This is a genomic window from Prevotella sp. tf2-5 (assembly GCF_900115435.1).
Taxonomy (GTDB): domain Bacteria; phylum Bacteroidota; class Bacteroidia; order Bacteroidales; family Bacteroidaceae; genus Prevotella.
Genome location: NZ_FOWK01000011.1, coordinates 102792 through 125104 on the forward strand (window position 1 = coordinate 102792; position 22313 = coordinate 125104).

At 46.6% G+C, this 22313-nt stretch carries 20 protein-coding genes and 1 tRNA gene; 2 read left to right on the forward strand and 19 right to left on the reverse strand.

All coding sequences use genetic code 11. From position 1 onward, the window contains the following. Window positions 1-12: 12 nt before the first annotated feature. Window positions 13-1947, forward strand: coding sequence for a SpoIIE family protein phosphatase (locus tag BM257_RS11790; RefSeq protein WP_092072854.1), 1935 nt, complete (start codon window positions 13-15; stop codon window positions 1945-1947). 171 nt (window positions 1948-2118) lie between these two features. Here BM257_RS11790 and BM257_RS11795 read toward each other — a convergent pair whose 3' ends face one another. The 12 genes from BM257_RS11795 to map form a co-directional block, all read right to left on the reverse strand. Beyond that, the gene (locus BM257_RS11795; protein WP_092072857.1) at window positions 2119-2814 is read right to left on the reverse strand and encodes a tetratricopeptide repeat protein; all 696 of its coding nucleotides are present in this window, start codon (window positions 2812-2814) and stop codon (window positions 2119-2121) included. Next, window positions 2784-3845, reverse strand: a complete 1062-nt coding sequence (gene leuB, locus BM257_RS11800) for a 3-isopropylmalate dehydrogenase (protein ID WP_092072860.1) — start codon at window positions 3843-3845, stop codon at window positions 2784-2786. Before leuB ends, BM257_RS11795 begins: the two co-directional genes overlap by 31 nt. 14 nt (window positions 3846-3859) lie before the next feature. Then, complete coding sequence (locus tag BM257_RS11805) at window positions 3860-5023, reverse strand: HU family DNA-binding protein (protein WP_143096844.1); 1164 nt, start codon at window positions 5021-5023, stop codon at window positions 3860-3862. After that, complete coding sequence (locus tag BM257_RS11810; RefSeq protein ID WP_092072866.1) at window positions 4993-5274, reverse strand: HU family DNA-binding protein; 282 nt, start codon at window positions 5272-5274, stop codon at window positions 4993-4995. The genes BM257_RS11805 and BM257_RS11810 overlap by 31 nt, the downstream gene beginning before the upstream one ends. Then, complete coding sequence (gene rimO, locus BM257_RS11815; RefSeq protein ID WP_092072869.1) at window positions 5267-6568, reverse strand: 30S ribosomal protein S12 methylthiotransferase RimO; 1302 nt, start codon at window positions 6566-6568, stop codon at window positions 5267-5269. The genes BM257_RS11810 and rimO overlap by 8 nt, the downstream gene beginning before the upstream one ends. Next, on the reverse strand, window positions 6561-7517 hold the full coding sequence (gene ftsY, locus BM257_RS11820) for a signal recognition particle-docking protein FtsY (RefSeq protein WP_092072872.1): 957 nt from the start codon (window positions 7515-7517) through the stop codon (window positions 6561-6563). Before ftsY ends, rimO begins: the two co-directional genes overlap by 8 nt. 92 nt (window positions 7518-7609) lie before the next feature. Further along, window positions 7610-7768, reverse strand: a complete 159-nt coding sequence (locus BM257_RS11825; protein WP_021963923.1) for a DUF4295 domain-containing protein — start codon at window positions 7766-7768, stop codon at window positions 7610-7612. Between the two features lie 12 nt (window positions 7769-7780). After that, window positions 7781-7972, reverse strand: a complete 192-nt coding sequence (gene rpmG / locus BM257_RS11830) for a 50S ribosomal protein L33 (RefSeq protein WP_091959019.1) — start codon at window positions 7970-7972, stop codon at window positions 7781-7783. A 3-nt stretch (window positions 7973-7975) separates the two neighbouring features. Next, entirely contained in the window at window positions 7976-8239 is a 264-nt protein-coding gene (gene rpmB / locus BM257_RS11835; protein ID WP_092072875.1) for a 50S ribosomal protein L28, read from the reverse strand. A gap of 108 nt (window positions 8240-8347) precedes the next feature. Continuing rightward, window positions 8348-8866, reverse strand: coding sequence for a CinA family protein (locus BM257_RS11840; protein ID WP_092072998.1), 519 nt, complete (start codon window positions 8864-8866; stop codon window positions 8348-8350). A gap of 15 nt (window positions 8867-8881) precedes the next feature. Then, on the reverse strand, window positions 8882-9910 hold the full coding sequence (gene tsaD, locus BM257_RS11845) for a tRNA (adenosine(37)-N6)-threonylcarbamoyltransferase complex transferase subunit TsaD (protein WP_092072878.1): 1029 nt from the start codon (window positions 9908-9910) through the stop codon (window positions 8882-8884). A gap of 72 nt (window positions 9911-9982) precedes the next feature. After that, window positions 9983-10834 (reverse strand): type I methionyl aminopeptidase, encoded by an 852-nt coding sequence (map, locus tag BM257_RS11850; protein ID WP_092072881.1) that lies wholly within the window; start codon window positions 10832-10834, stop codon window positions 9983-9985. Window positions 10835-10970: 136 nt separating this feature from the next. Here map and htpG point away from each other — a divergent pair, with 136 nt between their 5' ends. Continuing rightward, window positions 10971-13031, forward strand: a complete 2061-nt coding sequence (gene htpG / locus BM257_RS11855) for a molecular chaperone HtpG (protein ID WP_092072884.1) — start codon at window positions 10971-10973, stop codon at window positions 13029-13031. Between the two features lie 164 nt (window positions 13032-13195). Here the strand turns inward: htpG and BM257_RS11860 are convergent. The 7 genes from BM257_RS11860 to BM257_RS11890 form a co-directional block, all read right to left on the reverse strand. Beyond that, window positions 13196-13269: transfer RNA gene (locus BM257_RS11860), tRNA-Arg, on the reverse strand. Between the two features lie 132 nt (window positions 13270-13401). Continuing rightward, window positions 13402-13605: a hypothetical protein gene (locus tag BM257_RS11865; RefSeq protein WP_092072887.1), complete on the reverse strand. Its 204-nt coding sequence runs from the start codon at window positions 13603-13605 to the stop codon at window positions 13402-13404. A gap of 14 nt (window positions 13606-13619) precedes the next feature. Next, the gene (locus BM257_RS11870; protein WP_143096845.1) at window positions 13620-18047 is read right to left on the reverse strand and encodes a hypothetical protein; all 4428 of its coding nucleotides are present in this window, start codon (window positions 18045-18047) and stop codon (window positions 13620-13622) included. Window positions 18048-18593: 546 nt separating this feature from the next. Further along, complete coding sequence (locus tag BM257_RS11875) at window positions 18594-19523, reverse strand: sensor histidine kinase (RefSeq protein ID WP_092072893.1); 930 nt, start codon at window positions 19521-19523, stop codon at window positions 18594-18596. Between the two features lie 6 nt (window positions 19524-19529). Beyond that, window positions 19530-19841, reverse strand: a complete 312-nt coding sequence (locus tag BM257_RS11880) for an STAS domain-containing protein (protein ID WP_092072896.1) — start codon at window positions 19839-19841, stop codon at window positions 19530-19532. Window positions 19842-19872: 31 nt separating this feature from the next. Then, on the reverse strand, window positions 19873-20283 hold the full coding sequence (locus tag BM257_RS11885; protein ID WP_092073001.1) for an ATP-binding protein: 411 nt from the start codon (window positions 20281-20283) through the stop codon (window positions 19873-19875). 8 nt (window positions 20284-20291) lie between these two features. Further along, on the reverse strand, window positions 20292-22307 hold the full coding sequence (locus BM257_RS11890; protein ID WP_092072898.1) for a PP2C family protein-serine/threonine phosphatase: 2016 nt from the start codon (window positions 22305-22307) through the stop codon (window positions 20292-20294). Window positions 22308-22313: the final 6 nt, after the last annotated feature.

Below are 22313 nucleotides of genomic sequence, written 5' to 3' on the forward strand. Positions count from 1 at the left end.
AGAGCTACGAATATGAAAGGAATGTTACAATATATCCGACGCAAGCTCTCCGTCAGGGTCAGTTTATGGGTGGTGCTTTTTGCCGCTCTCATCTTTGTCGTGGCACTCGGGTTCCAGTTCTATCAGTCTCGTGAGGCTGTGCGTCAGGAAGCCATCAGTCATGCCTCTCAGATCCTCGACAAGACATCACTGCGTGTCGAGGGGATCCTGAACCGTGTGGAAGTGGCGTCAAACATGACTAAATGGCTCGTACTACGACATCCTAACAAAGCGGACTCCATGTTCGTTTATAGTCGTGGTATGTTGCAGAACAATCCCGACTTCTACAACTGTTCCATCGCTTTTGAACCAGAACATTTCCAAGACAAGGGTCGCTATTTCTCTGCTTACACCAGATATGTCGGTGACAGTTTACGTACTACACAAGGCGGAAGCGACAATTATCAGTATTTCTTCATGGACTGGTATCTGATGTCCACTCTATTGGATAAACCGTGCTGGACGGAGCCTTATGTGGATTTTGATGTGGCTACGAACACGAGTGAGATGGTGACCAGCTATTGCCAGACCATCAAGGACAAGGAGGGAAAGAAAATAGGCGTCATCAACACCAGCCTCTCTATCAATTGGCTCTCACAGACCATCTCGATGGTAAAGCCCTACCCTAACTCCTACAGTATCATGATTGGACGTGGTGGTACCTATTTTGTGCATCCTGACACCACGAAGATCACACGCCAGACCATCTTCACCCAGACAATGGAACACCCCGACACGGCTTTAATCGCACTGGGACATGCCATGCAGAGAGGTGAGGAGGGCATGAAGAAAATGTTCTTCAACGGAAAGGACTGTTACGTATTCTATAAGCCCCTCGGTCAGACCGGCTGTTCAATGGCTATCGTCTGTCCGGAGGAAGATATCTTCGGTGGTTTCGATCGCCTACGCCGCGCTGTCATGTCCATCGTTGTCGTAGGACTGTTGCTGATGCTCTATTTATTCATCCGCATCATCACCCGTGAGCTGAGTCCCTTGCGCCGGTTGGCAAGGGAGGCAGAGACGATTGCATCAGGGCAGTTTGACGCAGTACTTCCTGACTTCCAGCGCATCGACGAGATTGGTCAACTGAGCCACTCGTTCGGCAATATGCAGCAGTCGTTGGTTAAATATATTGAGGAACTGAAAGAAACCACCGCTCAGAAAGCTTCGATAGAGAGTGACCTTCGTATTGCCAGTGGTATACAGATGGGTATGCTTCCCGAGCAGTTCCCCACCAAGGCAGACCGCGACGACGTACAGATTTATGCCTCACTGACTCCTGCCAAGGAGGTCGGTGGTGACTTGTTCGACTTCTATTTCCGTGACGACAAACTCTTTTTCTGTATCGGTGACGTATCTGGAAAGGGCGTTCCCGCCTCCCTCTTCATGGCGGTCACCAGATCTGTCTTCCGCACCGTATCAGTACATGAGTCAATGCCGAATAACATCGTGACTATAATGAACACGATTATCGCCGATATGAATAAAACGCAGATGTTCGTTACACTCTTCGTCGGTGTGCTCGATTTGCCCACAGGGCATCTGCACTACTGCAATGCCGGTCATGATGCTCCACTGCTCATCGGAGACGGCATCGGTGAGTTGCCTTGCGACCCGAACATTCCCGTAGGTTTCTTGCCATCATGGGAGTACTCACTACAAGAGGCACAAATCTCAACAGGCACTACTATCTTCCTCTTCACTGACGGACTGACCGAGGCAATGGATGCCAATTATAATCAGTTCCAAATGGAACGTATCAACGATGTAGCATCACAGGCTCTCTCTCAGCAACAGCAAGAACCTCATAAGCTCATCAACAAGATGACGGATGCAGTTCATCAATTCGTTGGGGATGCAGAACAGAGTGATGACCTGACGATGATGGCGATACAATACATCAGGTAAACTCATAAACATTGTTTTCCAAGGGTCATGGTAATATCTGTTATACCCCCATTGCAATATCTATTATACCCCCATAACGATGCCTTGCATCACTCATAGGAGATATTGGAATAAGTGATGCAAGGTATCGGAATAAAAAGCATCTAAGGGGGGGCTTTTAGCAGATGGGAATTACTTGATTCGCTTATAGAAAGCACGGAGTGAGCCTTGGTTGACTCCCCTACCCGACAGTTTGTCGAGTTCCCTCCGTGCGGCATCATTTCTTCCTAAACGGATAAGCACGTCTATGTACGACAACTGGTAGTCAGTATTATCAGGGTCCCTTTTTGTCGCCTCTTCCCAATCATAGAGAGCAGCCTCATAACGCTGCATATCCGTCTCTAGAGATGCACGAGCCACAAAGCCAGCAACAGAGTCCGGGTGTTGCTCCACCACAATATTCAGTAAATCGAGCGCATCATTACGCTTACCCATCAACTGGTACACATACGACAATCCTAAACGCGCCTCCATATGAGTCGGTTTCTCCAGCAAGATGTCGTTATAGTCATTCTTCGCCAAGTCATAACGGCGAAGATGGATATAGGCATAGGCACGATAGAACAAGGCTGTGAGGTTTTTATCGTCATTCCGCAGGATCAGTTTATATTCGTCAACCGCGAACTCCCACTGCTGCAACTCCAGATTGACAGCTGCCTTTCTCAGATGAAGGTCGACATTATACGGAGACTGTGCGATCTGTTGATTGAGAACATTCAACGAGTCACGCCACTCCTGGTTGGTCTGCGCCAGCACTGTCTGTTGCTGAGTCACAGCAACAGACAGGAGTAGCAGCATCAAGCCTTTTTGATATAGTCTACGATCCATGCACCTACCTCTTTGGTACCGTATTTAGCACCACCTTCCACCTGTATCTCAGGAGTACGGACATTGGCATCAAGGGAAGCATTCACAGCCTCACGAATCAAAGCACCCTCTTTCTTCAGGTCAAAGTGTTCCAGCAGCATCGCAGCGGAGAGAATCTCAGCAAGCGGGTTGGCAATATTCTGTCCTGCTGCCTGTGGCCATGAGCCATGAACTGGTTCGAACAACGGGGTGTGCTCACCTAAAGATGATGAAGGCTGCAAGCCCATAGAACCTGTGATACAGGAAGTCTCATCAGTGAGGATATCACCAAACGTATTCTCTGTCACGATGACATCAAAGAAACGAGGCTCTGTCAATACACGCATAGAAGCATTGTCGATAAACATATAGTCAGTATTCACATCAGGATACTGTGGCTCCATCTCCTTGGCTATCTGACGCCACAGACGACTGCTGGCAAGCACATTCGCCTTATCGACTACTGTCAGGTGCTTCTTACGCTTCTGTGCTGTCTCAAAGGCTACCTTCAGGATACGCTCGATCTCCGGACGAGTATAGATATCCGTGTCGTATGCCTTGTCATTGTCCTGATATTTCTCACCGAAATACATACCACCAGTCAGTTCACGGATGACTACGAAATCGGCACCCTTCAGTAACTCGTCTTTCAACGGAGACTTATGCAACAGACAGTCAAAGGTGGCAACGGGACGTACGTTGGCGAACAGTCCCAATTTCTTACGCATGGCAAGAAGACCCTGCTCAGGACGAACCTTCGCTGTGGGGTTATTGTCAAAACGGAGGTCACCGACAGCGGCAAACAATACTGCATCGGCACGCATACATACATCATGGGTAGCCTCTGGATAAGGATCACCTACCGCGTCAATAGCATGAGCACCACAGAGAGCTTCCTCGTAAGAGAACTCATGTCCAAACTTCTCGGCGATAGCATCCATCACAGCTACACCTTGTTTCATAATCTCTGGTCCTATTCCGTCACCAGGAAGGACAGCAATTTTCAGTTTCATACTTATTATATTATTTAATTATTTGATCTTCTCTTTTTCCATTTCAACTTGGGAATTTTGATAATCTGCCCCTCTTGTAACGGAGTATTGGGCTTCAAATCATTATATACCTCGATATAGCAAGACATTCCCTCGCCTAATTCATGACGAGCGATCCGAGACAGCGTCTCTCCTTTTCGTGCCTTTACCTCATGGTCGGTCCCAACGATATGGTAAGCACCAGTACGGACACGGGCATCCATCGCCTCATACTTCTTCCAAAACGGCTCTTCCTCAGCTTTCTGCTCTTGTCTCACCTCCTGTTTAGGTTGCTCTGCGACAGGTTGTTCCACTGTCGGTTGTTCTGCGACAGGCTCTTCAGCTATGGCTATGGTATCGTTCGTCAGGTCCGGGATACTGTCTACGGCTGTCACTTCCGGAGTTTCTGTGACAGGTCCTTCCGAGACAGCATTTGCCGTTCTCTGTCCATACCAGTAACCTCCATAGGCGGAAGCAGCCATGAGTAATAAGGTAAGCAAAGCATAGCCTAATGTTTTTTTCCAAGATGAAAACTCCTCCTCTTCTTCGTAGAAAGATAAGACTCCCTCTGGCTGAGGTTCCTCTGGCTGAGGTTCCTTCATTTGTGGCTTCTCCGTCTGGGGTTCTTCCTGAAGAGACTCTTCTTGAAAAGGTTCTTCAGCGACAGACTCCTTCTCTCCTTCCATAGCAGGATGATTACCTACAACATCCAACAGAGGCTGAGCGATCGTTGATTCCTCATTTTCTTGATCCTGGTCCATCTGTTCCTCTTCTGTCAAGTCATCAGCAAGGTCTTCAAACTCAATCCCGTCGTTAAGGACGACAGTCTCAAACTGCGAGAAAGGCTTATTGACCAGTTCTTTCATCATGGTATCAGGGGTAAAGGTGATCTTTGCATGACTGTCAATCATCACACGTTCACCGGTCCTGACACTAACACTCTCACGAGCCTCGACACGAATCATCTTGAAAGTACCGAGTCCCTTGATCTTTACGAGTTCCTCACTGTCAAGACGCTGCTGGATGAGCTCAAACATAGAAACAGCAAACTGACTCGCCTCCTTGGGGGTTAGTTTGTTTTTCTCGACAAGAATCTTCGCTATCTCCTGTATCGTCAATTTCCCCATCGTCAACGTCCTCCCTTCAGTTTCTCCTTCCACACTTGATTCGGCTTGAAGTTCAGTACCAGTTTGGGAGGTACGAGCATCCGCTGTCCTGTAGAGGGATTCACAATCACACGCTCCATTTTCTTCTTTGTCTCAAAGACACCAAAGTTAGGAACGATCACACTATTATCAGCCACAAACGCATCACTCATCGCTGTGATGATATTGTTCACGAGCTTCTGGGTCGACTTCTGGTCATACCCGGCACGTGTAGCTAACTCACTGATAAATTCCTTGTTATTCATATTGTGTTGTTGCGTATAAATCAAACTCTTCTGCACTAGTCACCTTGACATCATAAAACTCACCAATGGTCAGATTCTCCTTCATGGGAATCAGTACCTCCGGATCAACTTCAGGAGAACAGAACTCACTACGTCCGATGAACCAGTCACCTTCCGTCCTGTCAATGATGACACGTATTACCTTTCCTACCTTTGCACCTTCTATCTCTGCACTGATATGCTGTTGGATCCGCATCAAACGGTCAAGGCGAGCCTGCTTGACATCTGCTGGCACATCATCCTTATAATGTTTTGCCGAATAGGTGCCATCTTCCTCTGAATAGGCAAAAGCCCCCATTCTTTCGAAACGAGCCCAGCGAGTGAAATCCAACAGTTCTTGGAAATCTTCATCGGTTTCACCGGGGAATCCGACCATCAATGTGGTACGAAGATGGATACCTGGTACTTCCTCACGAATCTTGCGTACAAGCTCATAGGTCTCTTCTTTAGTCACATGACGCACCATACGGGTTAACATATGGTCACTGATATGTTGAAGGGCAATATCCAGATACTTACAGACATTTTTCTTTTCCCTCATCACTCTCAATAAGTCCCAAGGGAAATGAGCCGGATAGGCATAATGCAGACGGATCCATTCCACGCCCTCGATGTCAGCCATGCGCTCTATCAGTTCGGCAATGTGTTGTTTGCCGTCAATATCTATACCATAATAAGTCAACTCCTGTGCGATGATCTGGAATTCCTTGGTTCCTTGTGCTACCAGGGAACGAACCTCTTCCAATATCTCCTCTATAGGACGACTCTGGTGCTTGCCTGTAATGATAGGAATGGCACAATAGGCACAATGGCGGTCACAACCCTCACTGATCTTAATATAGGCATAGTGACGAGGGGTTGTGAGATGGCGGGGGGCTGTGGTATTTATAGTATCAATAGTGACTATAGTGTTTAATAGTTCCTTATAGTTGAACTTTCCATACCAACCATCGACTTCTGGAATCTCTTGTTCAAGGTCTGCAAGATAACGCTCTGAAAGACATCCCATTACGTAAAGCTTTTCTATTCTCCCTTCAGTCTTTGCCTGTGCAAACTCAAGGATGGTGTCTATACTCTCCTGTTTGGCATCCTCGATGAAACCACACGTATTAATCACCACTATTTCACCATGGGGATCATTACTATCATGCGTCACATGATAGCCGTTAGCTTCAAAGAGTCCCATCAATTTCTCACTGTCAACAAGATTCTTCGAGCATCCCAACGTGATAAAATCGATGGTCTTTTTACTCATTCTTAAACAAGGAATCTACAAACTGGCGTTTATTAAACAACTGGAGGTCTTCCATACCCTCACCCAAACCGATATATTTCACAGGGACTTTCAACTGGTCGCTAATACCAATCACCACACCACCTTTTGCGGTTCCATCGAGTTTGGTAATAGCAAGAGAGGTGATCTGGGTCACTGCAGAGAACTGTTTTGCCTGCTCAAAGGCATTCTGCCCAGTACTACCATCCAAAACAAGCATTACCTCATCGGGAGCCTCAGGCAGTACCTTTTTCATCACATCTTTGATCTTCTTCAACTCATTCATCAGTCCCACCTTATTATGCAGGCGACCAGCGGTGTCAATGAGAACCACATCAGCTCCATTTGCTTTGGCGGAACTAAGCGTGTCGAAAGCCACTGAGGCAGGATCGCTGCCCATCTGTTGCTTAATGACAGGAACACCGACACGCTCTCCCCAGATGCACAACTGCTCAACGGCAGCGGCACGGAAGGTATCGGCAGCACCTAAATACACTTTCTTTCCAGCCTGTTTGAACTGCCAGGCAAGTTTTCCGATAGTAGTAGTCTTACCAACGCCATTCACACCTACAACTAAAATGACATAAGGTTTGTGGTCTGCGGGTAAGTCCCAGTTATCGTTATCCTCAGAGTTGTTCTCTGCGAGCAATGCGGCGATTTCATCACGAAGTATGCCATTCAGTTCACTGGTACTGACATATTTGTCACGAGCCACACGCTCCTCAATACGCTGTATAATCTTCAAAGTCGTGTCAACACCCACATCACTGGTTATCAACACTTCCTCCAAGTCATCCAACACATCGTCATCCACCTTCGACTTTCCTGCCACAGCACGTGCCAGTTTGTCGAACACGCTCGTCTTCGTCTTCTCCAGACCTTTATCGAGTGTTTCCTTTTTATCCTTATTAAAGAAACCAAATATACCCATAATATTTATTTATTTCGATTTCAACGGCAAAGGTACAAAAAAAAGCCGAAACCATGAAAGATTTCGGCTTTTTCTATATTACTCTTTAAATATTAGTTCTTAAAGAAGTCCTTAACCTCCTCGTTAGGAACCATCTGCTCATCGAAGATGTAAGCACCTGTCTTAGGGCTTTTTACCATCTTGATAACCTTTGTGTAAGCGCGACCATCCTTAGAACCTTCATGGAGGGTTGCGACGGTTTTCTTTGCCATGCTTTAAATAGATTATTTAATCTCCTTGTGCACTGTCATGCGCTTCAGGATGGGGTTATACTTCTTCAATTCCATTCTCTCAGGAGTGTTCTTACGGTTCTTGGTCGTGATATAACGACTTGTTCCGGGCAATCCACTCTCTTTCATCTCGGTACACTCCAGGATTACCTGAACGCGATTACCTTTAGCTTTCTTGCCTGCCATGTGTTAGTCTCCTATAACTTTAATGTCCTTCCAGTCTACATAACCTTTAGCAACAGCCTGCTTCAGGGCAGCGTCCAGACCTACCTTATTAATCATACGCAGACCAGCGGCGCTGATCTTCAACTGAATCCAGCAAGCCTCCTCTACATAGTAGAACTTCTTGCTGAACAGGTTTACATCAAAGCTGCGCTTTGTGCGGTGCTTTGAGTGAGACACATTATTACCAATCTGTGCCTTCTTTCCCGTAATCTGACAAATTTTAGACATTCCTATCTACTTTTTTGTGTTCCTAAATTGTAACTTACTCCAAACAGGGTGCAAAGGTACGAAAAAGTTTAGAGTTTAGAGTTTAAAGTTTAGAGTTTTCTCTTTCTCTTAATATTTTTTAACTTCTTCGTCCATTCCCGTCTCTGCTTTCAGGAAGTCAAGGAACATTTGCATCGCTTTGTGAGTCGCAATAGCGAGATTGATGTCACGACCATGATCCTCCTCCACTTTCAGTGTGACTTGCTTTTCGGGAGAGCCACACGCTAACCATATCGTTCCCACGGGAATATCCTTGGTGCCTCCTGTGGGACCAGCGAAACCTGTGGCGGCAATGGCAAAGTCGGTATTCAATGCTTTACAAGCTCCTGTCACCAGTTGACGAGCCACTTCCTCACAGACAGCCGTCTTCTCCTCCAACACCTGGGCATCGACACCCAGCAGTCGTTCTTTGATTTCATCGACATAGCAAACGATACCACCTTTAAAATACTTAGAAGCACCTGGGATAGAGATCAGTGACTCTGCGATACGTCCACCAGTACAACTCTCTGCTGTACCTACGGTCTTCTCTATCTCCCAGAGGATCTGACTCACCTCTCTGCTGATAATCTTACTTTCAAAATCTATCATGATATTTGTGTTTTATTTGAACGTCACTTTTGAGAAGGCTGGCGCGTCGATAGGACACGTCTCGCCGTCAAGGTATTTATAATAGCCCACGATACCTATCATCGCGGCATTATCAGTGGTGTAGCTGAACTTCGGGATATAGATCGTCCATCCATACCGTTTGGCATGATCATAGAAGGCATTGCGCAATCCATTATTGGCGCTCACGCCTCCGGCAACAGCGACATGTTTGATACCCGTCTGTTTTACAGCAAGGCGTAATTTCTTCATCAGGATGTCCACAATTGTCCATTCCAACGAGGCAGCAATGTTTTCCTTATGATGCTCGATGAAATCAGGATCCTCCCCAATCCACTTCCGCAGACTATAAAGGAAAGAGGTTTTCAGTCCTGAGAAACTATAGTCGAGTCCTGGGATATGCGGTTCCGCAAACTGGTAAGCCTTAGGATTACCCTGACGCGCCAGTTTATCGATAATAGGACCACCGGGATAACCGAGTCCCATCACCTTCGAGCATTTGTCAATAGCCTCTCCTGCCGCATCATCGATAGTCTGTCCGAGGACCTCCATATCGTTATAGGCGTTCACCTTGACAATCTGGGAGTTACCACCGCTGACCAGCAGACAGAGGAAAGGCAGTGGTGGCTGGTTGGTGTCGTCATCCGACTCCTTGATAAAATGAGCCATCACATGTCCTTGCAAGTGGTTGACATCGATTAGAGGAATCCCTAATGAACGGGCGAATCCCTTCGCAAAGTTCACACCCACCAGTAGCGAGCCCATCAGTCCCGGTCCTCTGGTAAAAGCGACAGCCGTCAGCTGTTCCTTGGAGATACCAGCCTTCTTGATCGCCTGATCGACTACTGGTACCACATTCTGCTGGTGGGCACGAGATGCTAATTCCGGCACCACACCTCCATATGCCTCATGAACAGCCTGCGATGCTGTCACATTCGACAGCAGTACCCCATCCTTCAGCACAGCTGCAGACGTGTCGTCGCAGCTAGACTCAATTCCTAGGATATATATGTTTTTTTTCATTGCGATATTTCGAGATTTCGGGATTACGAGGGTTCGGAATTACGAGATAACGGAATTACGGAATTCCGAATATTAATAGGTTAATATTTCCACGCCGTGCTCTGTCATCAGCAGGGTGTGCTCCCATTGGGCAGAGGGTTGCTCGTCCTCGGAGATGACTTCCCATCCATAGGGGTCATCAGCATCAATGAAGACCTTCCATGTCCCCATGTTTATCATCGGTTCGATGGTGAACACCATACCAGGGACCAATAACATGCCGTCACCACGCTGGGCGAAATGGCATACCTCCGGTTCCTCATGGAAGTGGCACCCTACTCCATGACCGCATAAGTCACGGACGACACCATAATGATATTTCTTGGCATGTTTCTCGATTGCCTTGCCGATCTCGTTGACAAAGCCCCATGGCTTAGCTGCCTCCATGCCGATCTCCAGACATTCCTTCGTCACCTTGACGAGTTGTTCCTTCTCTGGTGTCGTCTTCCCGATGATGAACATACGAGAGGCGTCAGCATAATAGCCATCAAGGATCGTCGTGAAATCAACATTGATAATATCACCATCCTCCAGGATATCATCTGCCTTGGGAATACCGTGACATACCACCTCGTTGATACTGGTACAGACACTCATCGGGAAACCCTCATAGTTCAGACAAGCGGGTGTCGCACCATGTGCCGCACAGTAGTCACGGCAGATCTGGTCGATTTCCAAAGTCGACATGCCAGCATGAATAGCGGCGCCAACAGCATCCAACACACCAGTATTCACCACACCGGCACGACGGATACCCTCTATCTGTTCCGGTGTCTTAACCAACTCACGGGTAGGTACCAGAGCACCTTTGTTCTCCAAGTACATAATCCTTTTGTCGAATTCTGTAGGTTGTTCTCCTGCCTTACAATGCCATCTTCTTTTCATGATCTTCGTTATTTGCCTGCAAAGGTACAAAATAATTATCAAATTTCAATTATCAATATTCAATTATCTTGAATATGGCACGGTATTTGCACTTATTAGTGCAGTAAAGATTATAATATAATAATAAATAAGGTATATGCAAAAAGGTAACATCGGGGTTACTACAGAGAACATCTTCCCCGTCATCAAAAAGTTTCTCTACTCAGATCATGAGATTTTCCTCCGTGAGATGGTCAGCAATGCCGTCGATGCCACACAGAAGTTGAAGACCCTGAAAGAACAGGGTGAGTTCAAGGGAGAGCTGGGCGATCTTACCGTTCATATCACCCTCGACACCGACAAGGGCACCATCACCATCAGTGACCGTGGTATCGGTATGACGGAAGAAGAGATCGACAAGTATATCAACCAGATTGCCTTCTCAGGTGTCAACGACTTCCTGGAGAAGTATAAGGACAATGCCAACAACATTATCGGACACTTCGGACTGGGTTTCTACTCCTCGTTCATGGTATCAAAGAAGGTAGAGATCGTCACCAAGTCGTATAAGGACGATGCCAATGCAGTGAAATGGAGCTGCGACGGAAGTCCTGCCTATGAGATTGACGAGACGGAGAAAGACGACCGTGGCTCGGATATCATCCTGTATATTGATGACGACTGCAAGGAGTTCCTTGAGAAGTCGAAGATCCAGGAGCTGTTGAATAAATACTGTAAGTTCATGGCAGTGCCCGTTGCTTTCGGCAAGAAGCAGGAGTGGTCTTCCGACGAGAAGAAGATGGTGGATACCGCAGAGGACAATATTATCAATCATGTGGAGCCGCTATGGACGAAGGCGCCCTCTGGTTTGAAGGATGAGGACTATAAGAGTTTCTATCGTACCCTTTACCCCATGAGTGACGAGCCGATGTTCTGGATTCACCTGAACGTAGACTATCCCTTCAACTTGACAGGTATCCTCTATTTCCCTCGCATCAAGTCGAATATCGACCTGCAGCGTAACAAGATCCAGTTGTATTGCAACCAGGTGTTCGTTACCGACCAGGTAGAAGGCATCGTGCCGGAGTTCCTGACTCTGTTACATGGTGTCATCGACTCCCCTGATATTCCCTTGAACGTATCACGTTCTTACTTACAGAGTGACCGTGACGTGAAGAAGATCTCCACTTATATCACCAAGAAGGTAGCTGACCGTCTGCAGAGTATCTTTAAAGAGGACCGCAAGGCTTACGAAGAGAAATGGGATGACCTGAAACTCTTCATCAACTACGGTATGTTGTCGGAGGAGAGTTTTTACGACCGTGCCAAGGATTTCGCATTGCTCAAGGATACGGAGGATAAGTATTTCACCTTCGAAGAGTACAAGAAACTGATTGAAGGTGCCCAGAAAGACAAGGACGATACCCTCGTCTATCTCTATGCCACCGACAAGGAGGAACAGTACAGCTATATCCAGGCAGCAAAGGACAAGGGTTACAGTGTCCTGCTGTTGGACGGACAACTCGATGTCCCTGCCATCCAGATGTTGGAGCAGAAGTTTGAGAAGAGCCGCTTCACCCGTGTCGATAGTGACATCATCGAGCGACTGATTGTCAAGGAGGACGCTCCCAAATCTACCCTGTCAGACGACGAGTCTGCCAATTTGTCATCTGTCTTCCGTTCACAAATGCCGAAGATGGAGAAGACGGAGTTCATGGTAGAGGTACAGGCTCTCGGTGAGCAAGCCCGTCCTGTGATGATCACCCAGAACGAGTATATGCGTCGTATGAAGGAGATGAGTCGTTTCCAGCCCGGCATGAACTTCTACGCCCAGATGCCCGACTCGATGAATCTCGTCTTGAACAGCGACCACCCGTTGGTAAAGCGTGTGCTTGACGAGAGCAAGACCTCTACAGAGGAGGCTCTGAAACCAGTAGAGGCAGAGTTGAAGGGACAGGAGGCTCGTCTTGCCGCTATCCGTCAGGCTCAGGAGAAGAAGAAAGCCGAGGAGTTGACACAGGACGATAAGGACATGAAAGCAGAATGCGAGAAAGCCATACAGGAGCAGAAAGACAAGAAGCAACAGATTCTTGCCGACTATGCGAAAGGCAACTCTATCGTTCATCAGCTCATCGACCTCGCCCTGCTGCAGAACGGTATGCTGAAGGGAGAGGCTCTCGACCAATTCTTGAAGCGAAGTGTTGACCTCATTAAGTAAGGTTTAATACATACAAAAGAAAAAGGAATCTCGATTGAGATTCCTTTTTCTTTTGTGACTCCCGCGGGATTGACTTTGTCCATCCCTCCCCTGCCACGGGCTGAGCAACACAAAGAAGAAATCCAAAACTGAAAGTAAACTTTCGTCTTGGATTTCTTTCTTTGTGACTCCCGCGGGATTCAAACCCACAACCTTCTGATCCGTAGTCAGATGCTCTATTCAGTTGAGCTAGGGAGCCATCCTTTTCGTTTTGCGGTTGCAAAGGTACATACTTTTTATGGAACTGCCAAACTTTTAGCGAACTTTTTTTGAAAAACTTTCGCATGAAGGCAAAAAGGTGGGGCAAACCGAAAGGTCTGCCCCACTCCTCTTATGGTAGTAGCATGTTCTGGAGGTCGTTGAAATCGCCTCCTCCCATGATGAAATTCAAGCCATCGTCCTCGAACAACCTGCCACCGGCACTACCGCCATCGCCCCAATCCTGTGGGGTCAGATTAGAAGTTTGCAGGATAGGTCCCTGAGGTTGGAAACAAAAGCTTTCCATCTGCGGAGCGATATATAGTTTCTTTTTCATCTTACAGTCCTCCTTTATTTAATGATTACCTTTTTACCGTTCATGATATACATACCCTTCTTAGGATAAAGTACACGACGACCGCTCAGGTCATAGTAAACATTGTCCTCAGAACCCACCTTGATATTCTTGACAGCAGTGGTTTCGTCGTCTACGACAATATCCAGGAAGCGACCTAATGAAGCGCCACCCGTCACCTTGATATAGCAACGGAACGGATCCACCGTCATAGAGTTGTCGATGACATGAACTAATATACCGTCTTCTGCTTTGAAGCAGTAGTACTGTGTACTAGCGTCAGAAAGGATCGACTTCTGGTCATACGTTCCCTCGAAGGTAGCGGAGCCTACTACGGGTGCCCCTGGGATCGTAGCCTTCACCTCGACCATCTTCGCACTGACAGTCTCCTTAGCCGGTTTGAACATATATGGCATGTTGGCTTTCGTCTCCTTGACGGATGTGAACATGATCTTGCCATCGGCGATACCTGTCATCTCATAGAAAGTACCCAAGCTGCTTGCCTGTTCCTCGTCCAGAGCGAATGGCAGATATACGGTGCAGTGCTTGTCCAGCATGGTAGAGAAGTCACGAGCATGTACGGCTTTCACGGCAACGAAGTCTTTTGATGCCTCAAATGGAGCAGCGGCATCCAGTTCCATGTCATTACATACGCTGCCGACAACCACGTTCTTGGTACCAGTTATTACTTCATTACCTGCAGGCAGATAGATAAAGGTCTTCTCAGGAAGTTTCTTAAACAGGTCGTCAGAAATCATGCGGTTTACAGACATACCCTTAATACTGGTCTGACGTAAGTCTACATAAGTGATGTCACCTGACAGCTCGTCGAAGGCATCAACCTCAATGTCCTCAACATCCATGTCTTTCACGGTGATGTGATTGCCTTCCTTTACCAAGAGAGACTTATCCAACTTCTTCGGAGACAGAGCGGGTCCTGGTGCCGGTGACACGTCGCTGGCGCTGACACTCAAACCCTTGATACCCACTGTCGTCGTCTCCTTACGTCCTGGAGCACGATGGCCGGCACTGCGACGAGAGGAGCTTGGAGCGGATGTCACATTATATATAAATACATAAGAAGCTTCTGTCAACGCATAAGGAACGCGTCTTTCCTCAAAGCCCGTCGTAGCAGAGATGACAACGGGATCGTTGTTGCCCACCTTCACATGCAGTTCTCCTGCCTCGTTCGTATTGACATCAAGGATGATATCACCAGAACCTGCAGGCAGCAGGAAGGACATACCATGGAAGTAATATGCAAATGTATAAGGATCGCCAAGTTTCGTACCAGGCTGGATCAATCCATTCTTAATGTACTCCAGAATATCGTTAACTTCACCATCATCCATCGGGGTGTTCAGCGCAACCACCTTACCATTTACTGCCACATAGTCAGGATCATCAATATAACCGTCATCGTTATTAGGCAAGGTATACAGTATCTTATTGACTATTACACCTTCACCCAATAATGTCGTTGCTGCCTCAGCGGAGAGTCCTTGGACTACTTGTTCAAGATCCTTACCTAATCCTATACCGTTACCATCTTCAGTTTTCTCTTTTTCGCTTTGTGTTACAAACGGCTCCATGCTGACGGCAATAGTTATCTGGTGTAGGTCAGGATTCATCATATCTGTCAAGTTGTTCAGATAAGTCGGTGTAAATCCAACCAAAGGTTGATCAGAATAACTGAGCGTCAATGTTCCTGGCTCCACATCACCGGTAGCGAATGTCAAAGATACATTGGCACCTTGTCCTTGATAGATGAGTCCATCCTGTTCCTGTTCACCAATCGTATTGTCACCCTTCAAGTAGATGGTCAGTCCTTTCTTAACCCAACTGTCATCAGCACCGAGTATGACACTCGATATCCAGGCATTATTCAATATCAGGGTGTTCTTACCATCAAACTGTACAGATCCTCCGTCACCAAGCACATCCAAACGGTTGTCACTGGTAACAGGATAAGAGCCTCCGGCTGTAGTAATAGTAATACCGTAGTTCACACCGATGACAACAGATTTGTTACCAACATTTCCTGTCATACTACCGGAAATGACTGACAGCGGTGATGTGTATTCCATAGTCACATGCTCACTGGCCATATTACCATCTTGAGAATAATTCATCGTCATCGTGAGCATACCCTTAACATCGGCTGATGACTTGAAGGTAATAGTTACATCATCACCGTAAGGAGTCTCAATCACATGACCGTCATAGTAATTTCTGAGGGTATTTTCACCTATCAGGTCAACCGTCAGCGTAGCAAGCGAAGTGCTAAGAGGACCAGACAGACTGGCACCATTCAGTGTCAAAATATTCTTCGTTTTATCGAAACTGACCGTTCCGTCGCCAAACACATCCGCAGCATTGCCCTCATAGATCTGTGTTTCGCCAATTTGAACACCATAAGAAGGAACAAACTGAACGTTGTGAACCTCGCCTGCCGTGAAATAATAGGTATTGAAAGTATATTCACCGTTTCTTAATATAATCAGCGCGAGTTCCTTGCTGATAGTGTAGTAACTAGTATTATTAGAATAAAAACTACTGCTAATCACACCGTCATCAGTCTCATCGCTGTTATTCGTCAATGTCAGGCTTCCCACTACGTCAGCGTTTGACTTAAAGGTCAGCGAAGGCACACCAGTCGTTGCTGTATTCTGAATACAAGTAGTATTTGTTGTAATAGTGTTGTTACCACGAATATCAAACGTCAGGTTAGCCAGACCTACCTTCACAGGAGCAGTGAGGGCAGCACCATTCAGTGTCAGCGTATAGGTTGGTGCAGCTTCCTGACCTCCACTTACAGTGAACGACACCTTACCGTCACCAAGCACGTCATCAGCATTGGCTTCCGTTACCTGAGTATCACCAATGAAAAGAGAATAACTCTTCTGGACCGTCACATCGAAAGTAAGATATTCGTAATTAAGGACTGTACAACCATCGTCAAGTGTAAAGCCCACATTGAAAGTCTCTGAGCCAGGACCTAATATGGTCACCTCTCCAGTCGATGCGTTAATCGTCGCAACATCGCTCTGTTCTCTACCTAAGTAAGAAACAGTAATCTTATCTTCAGGATCAATGGCTGGACGCAAGGTCGGAGCAGACAGTGTCTCAGCTGTACCATAGACCGTGGAGAGAGAAGTCTCTGACAAGTCGAAGAGTTTACCTTTAACGACATCACTAGTAGCATCGCCAAAAACTGTCCATGCGGTAACCGTTGCGGCACCTTGCAAGGGGACATTATCTCCTTGCATATCATATAACGCATTGGTAACATCAGCCAAAGACTCGTCCACATAGTCAATGGAATAACGAATCTCCCATGAAGGGTCACCCTCAAAACCAAACGTTGGTTCATTTTGCTGATTAGATGAAGCATACATAGAAGGACGCGGCAAATCCGAAAAGGCAATAGCACCCGCTGCTTCAGAGCCATCTTTCTTTAACAAATGTTTTCCGACTAGTTGAACAGACTCTTGTTTTTCTGCATCCCAATCCTCTATTGTAGCAGGTCCGTATGTATAATCACCATCCCAATAAAGTCCTGTGAGTGTGAGTGAAGAGAAATCGCGAATCGGTCGGTTGTTGTTGAAAGTCAATTGATTACCCGAGCCTGTACTCTTTAGCGTTAGAACACCACTGGGGTGAACGTTTCTTACAGCCGTTGCGGAGTCACCTGCACCAACACTACAATAACCACTTACGTCGATTGTCAGGTCGCTCAATACACTAAAAACATTGTAATAAGTCAAATCGGCATTCTGCAGACTCAATGTATTGCTAGTATTATCAAAAGACACTTTACCTGCTAATGACTGATCGTTTGGAAACAAATCAGTTTTATTCTCATCGCTCAATTGCGTATAACCCACCCATAAAGAATAGTGAGGAGTGGAAGTAATAGTAGCATTTTGAAGAATAACACCTGAAAATTGTACTCCTTTAAACTGTTTTGCAGTAGCATTATAGGCGTAGGGTGTTTCTGAAGAAACATACAAGCCATCCATGCTCACATTATCAAAACCATCAATAATTGATTTTCCGACCGTATTATCCAGATACATGGTGCTACCCTCAGTACCACTCTGAAGAGTTAAATTATGGGTTCCAGCTACATCAGCATTGGCACCAATATAACTTTCAATCATATTCGTTCCATTGAATATAATCGTCAAGTTCTCCAGTCCACTTTGAACACCACCGTAGCCGATTGCTACGTTTGTAAGCGTCAGGGTGTTAGAATTAGCGTCAAACACAGCAGTACCTTCTGTCAAATACTGACCAGTAATGTTTGAAGCATTGGCGCTGGTCACATTCACACCTGCAACGGTCAGTCCGTAATCAGTCTGTCCCCACACCCCCATTGGCAGGAGCAATAAGGCGAAGAACAAAGAAAGCTGCCTGAGCACTCTTGTTCGATTGTGTTGATTTAGTAATAATTCTCTCATGTTTGTTATTGTTTTGATTGTTAATTCAGGTTTATAGTATATGCTACTATTCGTTTGCAAAGATATAAAAAAATTAGGAATCTACATTATAAATAATGTATTATATTTTTTGCTTGGTGTATCATCTTTTTGAATCATCTTGACAAAGATCGCCTGTAGAATCGCATAAAATCCACCAAGGTCGAAGTCGGCTTCAAATACGCGAAAATAGAGCCGTTACGATAAGTCGCTGTAAGAGAGACGGTTATCTATCCGGAACAGTTTTTAACCCTTAAAAAAGGGTGCAAAAACAACCAAAAAGTGCTGTTTTTGCCCTTGTTTTTCACGTAGAAAGGTGCCGCCTTTCGGGTCAGAAGGCGGCACCTTCCGGGTAGTTAGTCGGCACCTAACACCCTCGAAGGTGGCACCTAACTCCTTTCTTGTCCATTTCAAACAATTTGGGAGCTCCTATTTTTCTAGAAGCTCCCAAAATCCGAACATAAAATCCGGCAAGTTTTCTTTACAATATTACATCGGTAAAGTCATGACGAAGCGGGCACCCTTGGCGGTGTTAGCCGTATCCAGCATCAATTCACCACCTAAGCGGCGGGCAATGCTGCGGGCAAAGGTAAGACCGAGTCCCTGACCGTCAAAATAGCTGTTGAGCTTGACGAACGGCTCGAAGATACGCTCTGCCTCATTGGCAGGAACACCCATGCCAGAGTCTGTCACCGTGTAGGTGATCTTCGAATCCTGCAGACTGGCATCCACATCCAATGTCACAGTACCATCCGTCGTGAACTTCTTGGCATTGTCGAGTACCAGTGCCAGTGCATGGGCAGCCTGTTTCTCATTCGTCTGCAACATTGAGGCAGCCTGCGGACTGACCTTTAACTCGAAGGCAAAATACTGGCACTTGTCGATTGCGGACTCAGCGACAGCACGTTTAGCGACCTGCTCGGCAACGATATTGTCGTTACGCTCAAGAGCTGTCTCACTACCCATGTCGTTGATATCCTGGATGCTACAAACCATACCAGACAATGGAGCGGCGACAGCGGCATCCCACTTATCCAGTTCCTTCGACATCTTCTCTGTAATCTGCTGAAGGAACTCCTTGTTGATACGCAAAGACTCCGCATTGGTCTTGCCGGCAGCCTGCAGATCAGCATTCTGTTTCTCCAGGAAGGAATTACGCTCCTCCAGTTTACGACTGTTCTCCTCCATCTTGTCATAAAGGTCGAGTGCCTGCTCGTAACCCTCACCGACATTCTCAAAGTTCTTTTGAAGACTACGATAGTCCTCAAGCAGTTGTTGTTGTTCATCCACACGACGCTGATAGTCCCTCAGCAACGTCTCCTGCTCGTTCGCCTGGTCATGACCACCCTTGATTTGGAAATACAAGGCAACGGCAAGGATGACAACGATGATAACTAAGGCAATAATAACGAATATCATAGCAGATTAATCTTTTCTCTGTTCTACCTTCATAAACTTCGTAAAACCAGTCATATTCAGTACCTTGTAGATCTCAGGGCTTACGTTCGTCATCTTGAACTGACCCTTCTGCTGCATGACGGTACGCATGGTCTTCTGAATCACACGCAGACCAGAACTTGCCATATAGTTCAGTTCTGTACAGTCCATCTCCAGGTCAACACCACCATCTGCCAATGCTGGCTCGATATCACGTTCAAACTCACCGGCATTCATAGTGTCAATACGCTGTCCGGTCTTAATAATGGTCTTACCATTCTCTTTCAAAATCTGTGTCATAGTTGTTATTTTTTAATGTTAATGTTTTACTTTACTTGATTTCCTTCTTCATCGTCAACAGGTTCTTACCCTCCAGTCGCTGATAAGTCACCTCGTTCATGATGTTCTTGACGATATAGATACCCATACCGCCCAAGTCACGCTCGGCGGGGTTCACATCCATATCAGCACTTTCACTCAGCGTGGGATCAAACTCCCTTCCACGATCAGTAAGCACAAAGGTCAGTTCCTTTCCTTTGCTTTCCGCCTTCAGTTCAATGTCGGCTTCCGTTCCTTCGGGATAGGCATAGGAGATGACATTTACCACCATCTCCTCAATAACTAGGTTGAGGTTCATCTGGAGTTCCATGTCAAGTCCTAATTCCTCCCCGATTTCTTCAATGAACTGGTTGACTCGCACCAGTTCGTCCATTCGGTTCTTAATACAGATCTCTTTCTCCATATAGTTCATTATAATTTAGGTAAATTTCCTTGTACTTTCACACACAGCATGGTGAGGTCGTCACTCTGTTCAGCACCATTGGCGTGGCGCACCACATCCGCCTTCATCATCTCAACAGTCTGTTGTGAGCTGACAAACTCATGCTTCTCCAACATCTCCAGCAACAGGTCGTCACCATACTGGTCGTGGTTCTCATTCTCTGCCTCATTCAGTCCGTCACTATAGACGAAGAACGGGCATCCGCTGATATCATCAATATGCTCTCCCTCATAAGGAAGTCCTGCCCATAGTCCCAAGGGGGCGTTAGCCTCCATCTCTATAAAATGAGTGGTACCGTCATGCATCTTAATGACTGGTGGGTTATGTCCCGCATTACAGAAGTCAAGACGCCCGGTGGGAAGATCTATGATACCAATGAACATCGTCACGAACATACCACTGTCGTTATCCTCCGACAAGGCATTATTCAACTTATCGGCAATCTCTGCGGGAGGAAGTCCTTGCTGGGAGACCACACGGAACAGGTTACGAGCCACCGCCATGAACAAAGAGGCTGGCACACCCTTTCCACTCACATCACCCAGACAGAAATAGAGTTTCTCGTCAAGCAAGATGAAGTCATAGAGGTCACCACCTACCGCCTTCGCCGGTGTCATCGACGCAAAGAGGTCAATATCCGTACGCTCAGGGAATGGCGGGAATTTCTGGGGAATCATACTCTGCTGGATGTCACGGGCAATACGGAGGTCACTCTCAATACGCTCCTTTGCCGTTGTCGTCTCCTCCAACTGGTCGTAGGCAGTCAACAATTCCTCGTGTGTCGTCTGCAGTTTCTCATGGGCGACCTTCAGGCGTTTGGCTGCGATATAGCGGAAGATGCTGAATATCACCAGCGCAAGGATGATGAGCCCGACGATGATCATCGTGTTACGGAACTGTGCACGCTCTTTCTCCATCTTCAGCTCATCGACCTTGAACAGCGTGTTCATCTCATTCAGCTGCTGTTTGGTGCCCTGGGTATTGACAGAGTCGTTGATCTGATACATCCTCAGGTAATAGTCTGCCGCCTCCTTATAGTGTCCCAGAGCCATCAGGATATCCGCACGTTGACTGATGATATCAATATAAACCGTCATGTCGCTGTCGTCAAAGAGCGCCATACGCTTGTCATTCAGTTTAAGAGCCTCTGGATAGCGTTTCTGCTGATAGCGCAGCTTAGCCATATAGAACAGCCATGACTGTGCTCTCAAGGATGTCTCGGAATCAATGAGGGCATACGCCTTCTTCAAGTCATCCTCACCCGGTCCCAGTTGTCCTAATCCCAGATGAGCCTGGGCACATGCCATATAATAATAGGTATATAAGACTTTCTTGGTATCTTCACTAATCGTCGTCTTATACTGCTCCTCATACTCTTTCAGGAAATCTTGCCAGCGTTTCGTCAGTTTCTCCAGTTGCTGGTATTCCTTTTTCAAGTTGAGGATATCCCCGTAATAAGCATAGAGATCGGGAAGCACCGTAGGGTATGGATTGATATTAGACAAGAGGTCCAGTCCTTTCTGATAGGAATTGATACTCTCGTCATAGTTACTGAGCGTGGCATACACACTACCCATGGTATAGTAGGCATAGCCCATTCCGTAGTTGTCACCTCGCTGCTTGGCATCATCGAACATCGCCTGTACCTCACGCAGTGCCTTATTGGGTTGTCCACTATACAGATAGGTATTGGCAAGATGGGTCCATAACTCATAATACTGATTCCACTGTCCTGTCTTCCGAACCTCCACCATGTCCTTAGGAACATGATTGATGATGGAGTCGTCCATCGCATGGTTATAGAAAAGGGCAGCACGATTACAGATCGCCTTAGCCAGCAGGGTATCGATCTTATGACTTCTGCATGAGTCTATCATCTTGTCAAGGGCATTGAGCTGACGATCGAATTGTGACTGTGCGCCTACAGAGAGGAAGCTCCCTATAGCCGTCAGCAGTAATACAACAGATGTTCTCAATGTGGTCATGACTGG

Coding starts and splice junctions, on each gene's coding strand:
- map (WP_092072881.1), bottom strand. CDS start 10,834: ATGAAAAGAAGATGGCATTGTAAGGCAGGAGAACAACCTACAGAATTC.
- BM257_RS11875 (WP_092072893.1), bottom strand. CDS start 19,523: ATGATATTCGTTATTATTGCCTTAGTTATCATCGTTGTCATCCTTGCC.
- BM257_RS11885 (WP_092073001.1), bottom strand. CDS start 20,283: ATGGAGAAAGAGATCTGTATTAAGAACCGAATGGACGAACTGGTGCGA.
- tsaD (WP_092072878.1), bottom strand. CDS start 9,910: ATGAAAAAAAACATATATATCCTAGGAATTGAGTCTAGCTGCGACGAC.
- BM257_RS11810 (WP_092072866.1), bottom strand. CDS start 5,274: ATGAATAACAAGGAATTTATCAGTGAGTTAGCTACACGTGCCGGGTAT.
- BM257_RS11880 (WP_092072896.1), bottom strand. CDS start 19,841: ATGACACAGATTTTGAAAGAGAATGGTAAGACCATTATTAAGACCGGA.
- BM257_RS11790 (WP_092072854.1), top strand. CDS start 13: ATGAAAGGAATGTTACAATATATCCGACGCAAGCTCTCCGTCAGGGTC.
- BM257_RS11890 (WP_092072898.1), bottom strand. CDS start 22,307: ATGACCACATTGAGAACATCTGTTGTATTACTGCTGACGGCTATAGGG.
- BM257_RS11795 (WP_092072857.1), bottom strand. CDS start 2,814: ATGGATCGTAGACTATATCAAAAAGGCTTGATGCTGCTACTCCTGTCT.
- htpG (WP_092072884.1), top strand. CDS start 10,971: ATGCAAAAAGGTAACATCGGGGTTACTACAGAGAACATCTTCCCCGTC.
- leuB (WP_092072860.1), bottom strand. CDS start 3,845: ATGAAACTGAAAATTGCTGTCCTTCCTGGTGACGGAATAGGACCAGAG.
- rpmB (WP_092072875.1), bottom strand. CDS start 8,239: ATGTCTAAAATTTGTCAGATTACGGGAAAGAAGGCACAGATTGGTAAT.
- rpmG (WP_091959019.1), bottom strand. CDS start 7,972: ATGGCAGGCAAGAAAGCTAAAGGTAATCGCGTTCAGGTAATCCTGGAG.
- BM257_RS11865 (WP_092072887.1), bottom strand. CDS start 13,605: ATGAAAAAGAAACTATATATCGCTCCGCAGATGGAAAGCTTTTGTTTC.
- ftsY (WP_092072872.1), bottom strand. CDS start 7,517: ATGGGTATATTTGGTTTCTTTAATAAGGATAAAAAGGAAACACTCGAT.
- rimO (WP_092072869.1), bottom strand. CDS start 6,568: ATGAGTAAAAAGACCATCGATTTTATCACGTTGGGATGCTCGAAGAAT.
- BM257_RS11825 (WP_021963923.1), bottom strand. CDS start 7,768: ATGGCAAAGAAAACCGTCGCAACCCTCCATGAAGGTTCTAAGGATGGT.